General features: G+C 38.0%; 2 protein-coding genes. Both read left to right on the top strand.

Annotated features, from left to right (window positions below; all coding sequences use genetic code 11):
- Positions 1 to 71: 71 nt before the first annotated feature.
- Positions 72 to 5,792: an HYR domain-containing protein gene (locus ZA06_RS15450; RefSeq protein WP_205625719.1), complete on the top strand. Its 5,721-nt coding sequence runs from the start codon at positions 72 to 74 to the stop codon at positions 5,790 to 5,792.
- 272 nt (positions 5,793 to 6,064) lie between these two features.
- Complete coding sequence (locus tag ZA06_RS15445) at positions 6,065 to 13,546, top strand: LamG-like jellyroll fold domain-containing protein (protein WP_053978390.1); 7,482 nt, start codon at positions 6,065 to 6,067, stop codon at positions 13,544 to 13,546.
- Positions 13,547 to 13,850: the final 304 nt, after the last annotated feature.

The following is a 13,850-nucleotide window of genomic DNA, read 5'->3' as shown; positions in this document are numbered from 1 at the left end:
GTTCTGTAGATGTTGCTATTACAGATGCCTCTTTCAACGATAATTGTTCCGTAAGCTCAATTGCATGGGTAATGACCGGTGCTGTAAACGATACCGGTTCTGGACAGGTCGGAACATATACATTCCCGATAGGGACAACTACAATTACATATACCGTTACCGATGGGGCAACCCTGACCGCTACGGACTCCATGACCGTGACCGTAACAGATAATGAGGATCCAACTATAACATGCCCTTCAAACATTACCTTAAACAATGACAATAATATTTGTGGTGCCGTAGCCACTTGGACCGAACCTACAGGAAATGATAATTGTACAGGCTTCACTATTTCAAGTACTCATGATTCAGGAGATACTTTTCCTGTTGGAACAACCACGGTAACTTATACTATAACAGACAGTTCAAACAACAACACTTCATGTTCGTTCACAGTAACAGTTAACGACACACAAGCTCCAACAATAACATGTCCAAACAATATGACAATTGGAACCAGTAATGATGGGACTGGAAACTGTACAGCTACAGCTTCTATAAGCACTCCTTCTACTTCTGATAATTGTGGGGTAAAATCAGTTATTGCAAAAATTGGAGAAACAACCATCTCTCCTTCAAGCTATGTATTTCCTATTGGAGACACTACAATAACTTGGATTGTCACCGATTATGCTGGAAATTCAACGCAATGCTCCCAAACCATCACAATTGAAGACAACGAAAACCCCAATATTAGCTGCCCTCCAGATCAAAACGTAAGTTTTGAAAACAACTGCCAATTTACACTTCAAGATTACACCTCTCTTGCTTCCACTTCTGACAACTGTGATAACAATGTAGTTGTAACTCAAAGCCCACTTTCCGGATCTTTGTTAAATGGGGCTGTAACTGTAACACTTACTGCAACTGACAGTTCAAACAATATAAGCACCTGTTCTTTTGAAGTTATTCCTTCGGATAATGAAGCTCCAATTGCCTCTTGCCAGAATTACACCGCTATTTTAAGTCCGAATGGAACCGTCAATATTTTTGCTGACAATATTAACAATGGATCTACAGACAATTGTGGAGTAGCAAACATGACGGTTAACCCAAGTTCTTTTAACTGTAGTAATGTAGGGGCTAATACAGTTATTTTTACAGCTTATGATAATGCAGGAAACAGTGATAGCTGTACCGCAATAGTGACGGTTGTAGATAAAACTCCCCCAACAATGCAATGCAATGATTTTGTAGTAGTATTGGACGCCATTACTAGAGACGCCTTCATTGAACCTGAAGATGTAGACAACGGATCTTATGACGCTTGTGGTATTGCCTCCATGACAGTATCCCCCAATGTGTTTAAAGAAGCTGAAGACGGCCTATTGTACACCACAACAACTACTTTAACAATTACTGATATAAACGGCAACGTAAGCACCTGCACACCTACAATCACTGTTGAACCTCCTAAGAATTTGTTCACTTATATCACAGGCGAAATTATTGATCCTATTCCGGACAATCCACAACCTCCTGGGCCATTAGTAGAGGTTACGGCCTGTCCTGGAGAATCACAAGAAGCAGTAAAAGTAAGCTTCAATTTACAAGGTATTGCTCCATACAATTTACAGGCTACTGATGTAGTACATTGGGAAGCATCCTATAATTATGGGGAAACATGGAATACTTTAGGAAATTCTGGAGGCACTTTAACCTACATCCTAGCCAATATATCCAACGATACTTTTGTAAGAGCATATATTATCGACCCTGACAGTGGCAATTACAAAACAACAGCTGAAGTATATGTTAGATTTTTACCACCCGATGAACCACCAACGATTGTCGACTATACAAATACCTTGATATGTTTAGGAGACTCTGTAACTGTAAATGCTATTAGCTTTTTTGATCAACCAAATGGTCAATTTGGTGAAGGAGGAGAATTTAATTACGCACAACCTGATGGCTGGAGGGTAGATGGTCAAGATGGCTTCTTCCCGGCAAGTGGAAATACCACCACGCAACCAACATGGAAAGAAACCAACTCTAACAATAACCAAATATTTAGTGGAATTAATTATGATACCACTGATAATACAAAATTCGCCATGGCAAATGGAGCTGGCAATAATACAACTCTAGAAACACCTGTATTTACCACTATTGGAATGACATCTAGCGAAGCTATTTTAACCTTTGACACTAGCTTCTACTTTTGTGGAAATGGCTATGGGGAAATTTGGCTATCTTTTGACTCGGGAAACACTTACACCGTTCAATTATCTACGATAGAAAATTATGATTTCGACTCACAAGATGGTGAACCTACAACATCTGGAGTAGTTTTGGCTGAAGGAACAGGTAATGCCGGCTGTATAGGCCAAACATCTCCACGAATGGTTCCTGCCTCAATAGATTTAGGACCTTATGCAGGGCTTTCAGGTCTTAGAGTAATGTTTAAGTTCTTTGGAGGGGACTCATGTGGAACAATTGACAACAGTTATTTTCAAAATCCCAACAATGTAAGCTGTGGAGGAAAAGGAAAAGGTACAGACCTATCCAGTGGTTGGGCCGTAGATAAAGTAGGGTTTGCATATGCCTATGTGGAAGAGGAGTTGGAATGGACAGACGAAGACAATAATGTAATCGCTGTTGGTTCCACAGCAACTGTAACCCCAATTACTCCAGGAATTAGAACATATGGTGTTACATCTCTGGTAAATGGATGTAGGACCAATAACGATGATGGTACCGAATTTATTGATATAGAAACTAGTTTAGCTTATGCAGGAAAAGATTACTCTCCTCTAGATAGTGAATGTGGGGAAAATACACTTCAGCTCAACGCTTATGACAATAGTAAAACAGCTGTTCAAAATCATGCCAAAGGAGCTTGGACTGAAAACCTATATGTTGTTCCTAACACTATCAATGGGGATACAGATTATTTAGGTACTGGTATGGGAGGAACTTGGAGTGTTATTAACTCTAGCTTTGAATCCTGTGGAACATCTGCAGTATTCTCAAGTGATTCAGACCCTGATGCTATTTTTACAGCTGACCCAGGAACATACACATTAAGATGGACATTAGACAATGGATGTTTTGATGAAGTTAATGTTGTAATTAAAGATTGTCCAACTATAGACTTCGATGGTTATAACGACTACGTTACTTTTAAAAACAATTACAATTTAAACTCTGAGTTTAGTATAGAAATTTGGGCAAAGCCAAATTCAATTGATGGCACCAGAACTGTTTTTTCAAGAAAAGATGCCGAAAGCAAAACAAGTGGCTATGATTTAAGTATACTAAATGGAGAAATAATATTCAGTTGGAGTAATGCTTCAGGAAGTGGATCTGTAACCTCAAATGGAAATAAAATCAGTACCAATAGATGGTACCACTTGGCTGTTACTTTTGATGGTTCATTGTATAGTCTTTACGTTGACGGTATAAAACTAGGAACTTCAAGTGGTGCTGCTCCTGATAATACCAGCAGCAATATAGAGGCGCTTTTAGGTGCCATGGATAGAGCAAATCCTAAGACTCCAACAAACTATTTCCACGGTTGGGTTGATGAATTACGAATTTGGAACAAATCCTTAAATTCTGAACACATCCACCAGATGATGAATCAGGAAATTCAAGCTTTGGGATCTGATATTGGAGGAGTTGTAATCACCAACAAAATTTCTGGTCCTGATTATGATAACGACGGAATTGATGACGATCCTTTATTATGGGATAACCTAATGGGCTACTATAGAATGAACCTAGTTTGTGGAGATCTATCTGCATACAAAGGTGTAAGTGGGAGATTGAGAAACATTACTTCTAGTCAACAACAAACAGCTCCTTTACCCTATTTGACATCCAAGGCAGGAAATTGGAATAATACCGCTAACACGGCCTCTCCATGGCTACATTATACCGTTTGGGATTACCCCAATAGTTCCGGAATTAATGGTGAAAAAATTGACTGGAATATAGTGAAAAGTTCTCATAATGTTATCAGTGACACTCAAGATTTAACTTTATTAGGACTATTGGTAAATACCGGAGAAATTACAATAACGAATACAGGAATCCAAGACGAAACCAACTCAGGCCATGGCTTATGGATTACACATTACCTAAAATTAAATGGACAAATTGATCTTGTTGGCGAATCCCAATTGGTTCAAAAAAGGTACAATACCGACCAATTGAATGAAAGTGTTTTGGATCCTACAAGTAGTGGGTTCATCGAAAGAGACCAACAGGGGACTTACAATTTATATAATTACAATTACTGGAGCTCACCAGTAAGCCCTATAAATTCTGGTTTCAATGCTGACTATTCAGTAGGAGCAATACTTATGGATGGAACAGACTCTGCAAATCCCAAGACCATCACATGGACAAGTGGCAAGGATGCCTCTCCAACATCCCCAATAACCATGAGTAGTCGATGGATTCATAAATTCAATGGAGCAGCAAATACCTATTCCACCTGGTCTCGAGTAGGTAATACAGGAAGTATAGAAACGGGAAGTGGATTTACTATGAAAGGTAGCGGAACTAGCAATGAATACCAAAACTATGTCTTTAAAGGAACTCCTCATAATGGATTAATTGAAAACCCTTTAGCCATAAACGATGAAATCTTCTTAGGCAATCCATATCCTTCCTCAATAGATGCCTTGGAATTTATTAAGGATAATATCCCAGGACCGAATGCAAACCCCGGTAGCTCAAACTCAATAGACGGAACATTACAATTCTGGATCCACTACAACACAAACAATTCTCATAACTTACAAGAATATGAAGGTGGTTTTGCTTTGTATAATTTATTAAATGAAGGAGTGCCTCCTGTATCGTCCCAGAATGTCTCTACAGATGGTTATTGGATCAGTGGATTGGGAAGTTCCGATTTAAAACCTGGACAGTTTATTCCTGTTGGACTAGGATTTGTAACAACCGCTGTTGAAGAAGGTATGGGGGGAGTTGTCAAATTTGAAAATGACCAAAGATTCTTTAAAAGAGAATCCAATCCTAGCGAATCTATTTTCCTAAGACAAGTCAATAACCAAGAGAAGCAAAATCAAAACTCATCTTCTGATCCAATAAAAAAAATCATTCTTAGTGCTAAAACACCTGAAGGAACTATTAGAACATTGTTACTAGGGTTTGTTTCCAATGCTATTGTTACTGACGGCTTCGATTATGGATACGATGCTAGAAATCTAGACTCATACCCATCTGACATTTCATGGTCAATCAATGAGCAACCTTTTATTATTCAAGGTGTTGGTGAATTTAATTTCACCAAACAATATCCATTAATTGTTGACATTGCTACTTCAGGGACTATCGAAATTTCACTTTTGGAATTGAAAAACTTCAATGAAGATATTAATGTATATATATATGACTCCCTTATGGGTACATTTTCACCAATCAATGATATTAGTTTTCAAACTGTCTTAAATAAAGGGGAATACACTAATAGATTTTTTATTGCTTTCCAAGACGAGAACGCTTTAGCCATTGAAGATTATAAACATCAAAGTGTTACAATGAACTATTTATATAATAGTAAAGAAATACACATTAAGACACCAGAAAACCTAAATGTCAAACAAGTTTACCTTACTAATATTATTGGACAAACAGTAAAATCATGGAACCCCACAAACATCTCCATTTCGAACGATTTTAAAATTCCCATCAAAAATATCTCGGATGGCAACTATATCATAAAAATAGTCACAGATCGAGGAGTCTTTAATAAGAAGGCCATCATTAAGCAATAACCAATATTTCACTATATACATTTATTTCACTATATACATTGAAAGCAACCATTTTATTTTGATTGCTTTTTTAATGTTACTTTTATTTCAAAAATTACTTACATATAAAGAAAAAAAATAGCAATTCATCGAATATTTTATATATTTGGTCTATATAAATGTATTTTTGAGCATACTCACACAATGAAAGATAATATAGGAATCCGCTCTAATTATCTACTCTCTTTTAAGAGAATACTTTGCTATCCCCTAATTTCAAACAAATTATTTATATGATAAAAAACTACCTCTGCCTTGTCCAGTTGGTCCTTTTTACATTAACAACCAACCTTTTAGAAGCCAAAACCAATCAACTTTTCAATTACATCAGCTTAGACAATGTTTCTATAGTTTTTGAAGAAACAGGTACCAATATAACTGTACCCACTAGTGGCAGTTCATTATTTTACGCACCCCTGGATACAATTTCCTGTATTACCGGATTTGTGCTTGAATTGGATGAAAATGGAGAAGCTACAATTAACCCAGAAGACATAGAGACTTCCGGTGTATACGACAATGATCCTGACAAAGAATTAATTATATCCCCAGCTCAAATAACTTGTGATCATATTGGTATTATAGACGTCACTTTATCACTTGTTTTAAGTACTGACACTTCAGTTATTTTAGAAGAATGTACTAGCTCCATAACTGTAGTTGACAATATCCCCCCGGTATTGGATTGTTCTTCTTTAGGAGGAAATTTTGATACAGATCCTGGGCTTTGTACTGCTTCCCTAAGCTTTGTGGCTTATGCAGAAGACAATTGTTCTCAAAACATTACCTATACCATATCTGACTCGGGAGAAATAATTACTGCGTTTCCTTATAATTTCCCTATAGGAACTACTACAGTAATAGTTGAAGCAGATAGTAATGGTCTTATAGATCTTTGTGAATTTGACGTTGTTGTTACGGATATTGAGTCCCCAACAATCTCAGGGATGGAAGATATAACTTGGGGATGTGATTACTCGGTTACAGCTCCTGTAGCAACAGATAACTGTGGAGGCGCGATTACGGGAACAACCTCATCACCTACAACCTATGATTCCAATGGCACCTATTCCATAGATTGGAATTTTGATTATGGAAGCGGAATTGTATATATAGCCAAACAAAAAATTACCATTCAAGAAATAAGCTGTAATGTAACGGTCACTCAACACGTAAGTTGCTCTGGAGATAATGATGGAATTGCTAATTTGAATATCTCTGGAGGAGTTGCTCCTATTACTGTAGATTGGAACGGAAAAAATCCTAATGCCCTTGCCGCAGGCACTTATACCGTTAATGTTACCGACGCTAATGGCTGTTCAACTTCTTGTTCTGTAACTATCGAAGAACCTGAAGAACTTTCAGCCACAGCAACTCAAACATCTCAAGTAAGTTGCAATGGTCAATCAGACGGTGTAGCTTCAGTATACGTATCTGGAGGTAATCCCCCTTATTCCTATACTTGGGACAATGGAGAAAACGGGGCAACTGCCAATAATTTGGAGGCAGGTATACATTCGGTGACTATTACTGACTCTAATGAATGTAGCATTTCTACAAACGTAGAAATTACCCAACCCCAATTACTTTCTGTTCGTATCGATGAACAAACTAATGTATCCTGTAAATTTGGATCAGATGGTAGTATAAGTGTCACGCCCATTGGAGGGACTCCTCCCTACACTTATCAGTGGTCACATCCTTCCGGATTTTCTAGCTCGGCTCAAGATATTGAGAATTTAGCCTATGGAAACTATTCTATTACAATAACCGATAGTAAAGGATGTCAAACGATTGAAAACATCCGTCTTACTCAACCAGCTCAAATAAACACACCTATTACTAAAACAGATGTATCTTGTTATGGTTTAAATGATGGAGCTATTACGGTTAATCCCTCAGGAGGCGTTCCCCCATATACTTGCACATGGAATACAACACCTACTCAAACTGGCCCCACAGCCTTTAACCTATCTGCGGGAACTTATGAAGTATTAGTTACCGACTCTAGCGGTTGTAGCAAAACAAGAACTGTTTTTATTTCTGAGTCGTCCCCTTTAGTTGGTTCAGGTTCCTACACCTCTCCTACCTGTAATGGGGAGTCGGATGGGGCTGCTAGTGTATCTGTATCCGGAGGAATGCCCCCATACTCCTATCAATGGAGTATTTCTGCAGGATCAGCAACAACAGATTCAGTATCTAATTTATCTGCGGGATATCATACAGTAACAATAACCGACAGCAATGGCTGTCAGGAATTAATAGAATTTAATGTAACTGACCCAGCACTCGTTAGAGTAAATGTAACAGGAACCGAAGGCTGCCTAATAAATGATTCAGGTACAGGAGGAAGTGCTACTGCAACACCCTCAGGAGGAACAGCTCCTTATTCCTATTTGTGGAATACAGGGGCAACTACACAGACCATTTCGGGTTTGCCTGCAGGGACCTATACAGTAACGGTTACAGATAGTAGCGGATGTACTTCTTCTCCAACTAGTATCACAAATGCAGCTCCAACAGAACTTACGGTATCAGCTTCTTGGACAAATACAACAGGCACAGGAAATTCAAACGGTACTGCTTCTGCAAAACCTTTTGGCGGGGATGCTCCTTACACCTATCTTTGGAGTAATGGCGAAACTACCTCATCTATTTCTGGCTTGTCCTCAGGAACTTATACAGTAACCATTACTGATGAAAGCGGATGTAATTCTTCCGCAACTGTATATATTGGTGATCCTTTAAGCGCATCTATGACAACCTCCTCTGAATGTGTGGATATCGATGATTTAGAAACCTTAACAATTGTTCCAAATATTTCAGGAGGTATTGCTCCTTTTATCCTTACATGGAATTTTGGAACGGATTCTCAAACATCTCCAGGAGTTTATAGTGGTGCACAAACTGTGAAATATGCTACTGCAGGTGACAAAGTAATAACCCTATCCGTAACAGATGCTTCTGGCCAACGCACAACCATAAAACAATCTCATAATTTGGGAATTTGTTATACCTACAATGTGGACTGTTCACAATGTAATTCAAATGATTTTGTTATTGGTGATTTTTATATTGGTGATGAAGATGGTAATCCAATTGAAGAATGTACTGGTGGAACAGCCATATCTGTCTACGTATGGTTTACTACGCCAAGTTCCGCCAAACCGAAATATAACTTATATGTAATTGTTGGATATGAGGTAAAAGATGCCCTAACAGGTCTAACTACTTCTCAGTATATTGAAGACTGCTTGTATCAAGGGCAACCTGTCCCCACAAGTAGCCAAGGACAACTTCTCTTGGATGATGACTATATCTGTGGAAATCAAATCACTTTAACAGGATTACTTTATTCTTGGAAACAGCACGAAGATTCAGACTGTTTGCCGTCAAAACCAAAATGTAATTGTGCAAGTGATGCAATCACTGTAATTGCTCCATTGGCTGCCGTAGCCCAAACTACTCCTGTAGATTGTAACGGCAATTCAACAGGTGCAGCTACCGTGAACGCCACTGGAGGTGAAGCTCCTTATACCTATTTATGGTCCAACGGTGTTACAAGTGATACTATTTCCAATGTTCCAGCTGGAACCTATTCCGTAACGGTAACTGATGCTGCAGCTACTATTACAACTGCCAATGCTGTTATTACAGAACCCACCCTATTAACCGCAACAGCCAATGTTTCCAGTAATTACAACGGAGAGGACATATCTTGTTTAAATGGCAATAATGGAACGGCCACAGCGACTCCATCCGGCGGAACAGCACCTTACTTCTATGTATGGTCCAATGGTCAAACAACCGCCACTGCAACCAGCTTACCTGAAGGAACTTACACGGTAAACATCACAGATAGTAATGGATGTACATTTGAAACAGATGTTACCTTAGAAGCCCCAGAAGAAATCCTAACGAATATTACCTCTACAAATCCAACTTGTTTTGGGTCCACAAATGGTTCTGCAACCGTTTCAATTACTAGTGGAGGTATAAGTCCTTTCACCTATCAATGGTCTAACGGACAAACATCACAAACTGCTAATGGACTAGCTGCAAACACAAATTATTCGGTCATTGTTACAGATGCTAATGGCTGTTCTGTTTCAAATTCAGTGACTCTCTCGCAACCAAACGCATTGCAAGTTAGTATGACCAAAACTCCTGCTCTTTGCTTTGGAAGTAACGGAGGTACTGCAACAGCAACTCCTTCAGGAGGAACTGCTCCTTATTCCTATGCATGGTCCAATGGTCAAACAACCCAAACTGCATCAAACTTAAGTGCAGGATCTTATACTCTAACGGTTACAGATAATAACGGTTGTCAAGAAATTAAATCGGTTACCATTACACAACCATCCCAATTAATGGCTACAGCAGAAGCTTTTGATGCATCCTGTTACAATGCCTCCAATGGTTATGTTACGGTAACGGTGGAAAATGGAACCCCAGGATACACCTATTCTTGGAATACTTCTCCTGTTCAAACAACAGCTACAGCATCTGGACTTTCAGCCGGAACCTATTCTGTAACGATTACTGATGCCAATGGTTGTACAACCACTGCTTCAGCTACCGTAAATGAACCAACTGAATTAACCTCCACCATTAGTGGGAATAATGTTTCTTGTTATGGATTTAATGATGGAACAGCATCTGTATCTGTATCGGGAGGTACTGCTCCTTATGAATATACATGGAACACTTCCCCAGTACAAAATTCTTCTGTGGCCAACAACTTAACAGCCGGAAACTATGAGGTAATTATTGAAGATGTTGAAGGATGTCAAATTACCGAAACAATTACTATCACACAACCTCAAAACTTGACCAATGCCAATGCTGGAGCTGATCAAACTTTGAATTGTGGTCTGGATACAACCATATTAAATGCTAATACTCCAACCGTAGGTAGTGGTTCTTGGTCATTGATTTCATCACCTATTGGAGCATCAACAACATTTACAGATGTCAATCAGCCAAACACATCCTTTTCTGGTGATATGATTGGTACTTATGTTTTAAGATGGACCATTAGCAGCGGAAGTTGCCCTGCTAAAATGGATGATGTTCAAATTACCCTATCCGAATGTAGCACCTTGGATTTTGATGGAGTAAATGATAACATCACTTTTAATAATCATTATGACCTAACTGGCCCATTCAGTTTAAGTGTTTGGGTGAAACCTGGTAGTGTTTCCAGTAACACTCAAACAATTCTCTCAAAAAGGGATGCAGGCAACCTTTCTACGGGTTACGACCTTAGATTGGTTAACAACACTATATCATTTAGATGGAATGGCAACAGCTTGATTTCTCCTTACCAAATAAGTACACAACGCTGGTACCACATTGCGGTAACCTATAGTGGCTCAACCTACAAACTATACATAGATGGTATTGAAGTAAACAGCTCCAATGGTACTGCTCCTATATCCAACTCAAGAGAGTTCATCGTGGGCGCCATGGATCAAACTACTACTCCTCCATTTAAACCTGTCAACTATTTTAAAGGATGGATGGATGAGCTACGTATTTGGGATGTAGCCCTTACTCAAGACCAACTTAAATTAATGATGAATCAGGAAATCGAGAATAATGCAGGAGCTGTAAGAGGCTTAATTGTACCTCAAGAAATTCCTGGCCTAGCTTGGAGTGACTTAACAGCTTACTACCATATGGACCAAGCTACAGATGTCACCAATGGATTCTTAACCGGAAATACATCAACATCTTTCAATGGAAAACTTAGAAATATTACCACATGGCAAGAAGAATCTGCTCCTATTCCTTATAAATCAAAGTCAGATGGAATGTGGACAGATACATCCAGTACCACCCCATGGTTATATGGAGACAGTGTTTGGGATTATCCTAATGGGAACGGTGTAAATGGTTCTTCCATTGATTGGAACATTGTAGTAACCGACCACAATATTTCTTCAGGCAATAAAGACATTACCCTATTAGGTTTATTGAACAACTCAGGAGAACTCACTATAGCCGATCCTAGTACTCCCCAAGACGAGACTAATGATGGACAAGGTTTGAGAATTACCCATTATTTAAAATTAAACGGGAGCATAGACCTTGTAGGTGAATCTCAATTAGTACAAGATGAAGGCAGTGTTCTGGAGGTAGCCAGTTTTGGATTTATTGAAAGAGACCAGCAGGGAACTACAAATCTATACAATTACAACTATTGGGGATCACCAGTAAGCCCTATAAACACAGTTTCTAATTCAGTTTATTCAGTAGGCTCAGTACTCATGGACGGAACCGATTCGGCAAATCCTAAAGCTATTGTTTGGACGACTGGGAAAAATGCTTCCCCAACATCTCCAATAACGATGAGTAGTTACTGGATCAATAAATTCAATGGAACAGCCAATACATATTCTGTTTGGTCTCGGGTAGGGAATACTGGCAATATCGAAACAGGAATAGGCTACACTATGAAGGGAAGCGGAGCAAATGGAGGCTACCAAAACTATGTTTTTAAGGGAATTCCACATAACGGCCTTATTGAAAATGCTTTGACTGCCGGCGATGAAATATTCTTAAGCAACCCGTACCCTTCTGCAATAGATGCTTTGGAATTTATAAAAGACAATATCCCTGGCCCAAATGCCAATCCTAATAGTTCAAATGCTATAGATGGTACGTTACAATTCTGGATTCACTATAACTCAAACTCTTCTCATAAACTCAAGCAATATGAAGGAGGATTCGCCTTGTATAATTTATTGGATGAAGGAGTACCTCCTGTTTCATCTAAATCATTCACTACAGATGGCTTTTGGATTAGTGGTTTGGGTAGCTCCGACCTAAAACCAGGACAATTCATTCCCGTTGCGCAAGGGTTTGTAACAACTTCAGTTGAAAACGGTACGGGTGGTTATGTTAAATTTGAAAATGATCAAAGATCTTTCAAAAGAGAATCAAACCCTAACCAATCAATTTTCTTAAGAAATTCGAATGTGCAGGAGAAAAAAAGTCTTAATTCATCTTCACCTATCAAAAAGATATTTATCAGTGCAAAAACCCCTGAAAACACTTTCAGAACTTTATTGCTTGGATTTGTTTCAGATACTGAAGTTACTGACAGTTTTGATTATGGATACGATGCTAGAAATTTAGACTCCTATCCCTCGGATATTTCATGGTCAATTAATGAGCAGCCTTTTGTCATTCAAGGTGTAGGAGAGTTTGAGTCATCTAAACAATACCCTTTAATTATTGAAACCGTTACTGAAGGAAATATCGAGATCTCACTTATAAAATTAAAAAACTTTAAAGAAGACATAGGCGTATATATTTATGACTCAGAATTGGATTCTTATACTCAAATAAATGAAGTCAACTATTCTATTAAATTAAATGCAGGAACCTATAAAAATAGATTCTACCTTACATTTGAAGAAGATAATTCTCTATCTATAATTGACAAGAATCTACAAAATATCATTGTAAACTATCTTAACAACAGTGAAGAGATTTATATCCACACTCCAAATCATATTAAGGTAAAACAAGTTTATCTTACAAACATTATTGGACAAACTGTTAAATCTTGGAATGCTACTAATACTACTAATATGGCAAGTGATTTTAAACTTCCAATCAAAAAGTTATCAGATGGCAACTACATCGTTAAAGTAGTAACTGACAAAGGTACTTTCAATAAAAAAGTAGTTATAAAATTAGATTAAAAACACCATAACTTAAAAAAAGCAGCCCAACAAAAGGCTGCTTTTTCTTTATAATTAAATGATGCGCATTAAAAGATTTGAAAATCAAATTAAACTTTTACACTAGGAATTATCCACCAATTAGCCCTAAATATCGAAAACAATCAAATAGATCTAGCTAAAATTACTTACTCTAAGTTCTCTAAAGAATTAAAAGTAAAAGCATCCCAAGGAACCAACTTAAAGAATGTTTCTGTTTACAATGTATTGGGACAAAGAATTCTTAATAAAACAAGATTAAACAGCAACGAAACCAGCCTTATTT

The sequence above is a fragment of the Mangrovimonas xylaniphaga genome (assembly GCF_001280435.1).
Taxonomy (GTDB): Bacteria; Bacteroidota; Bacteroidia; order Flavobacteriales; family Flavobacteriaceae; genus Mangrovimonas_A; species Mangrovimonas_A xylaniphaga.
The sequence above is the reverse complement of the archived record's forward strand: the minus strand, read 5'-3'. Positions and strand labels throughout refer to the sequence as shown.

Excerpts from the sequence above, each read along its gene's own strand:
- ZA06_RS15450 (WP_205625719.1), top strand. The coding sequence starts at position 72 with ATGACCGGTGCTGTAAACGATACCGGTTCTGGACAGGTCGGAACATAT.
- ZA06_RS15445 (WP_053978390.1), top strand. The coding sequence starts at position 6,065 with ATGATAAAAAACTACCTCTGCCTTGTCCAGTTGGTCCTTTTTACATTA.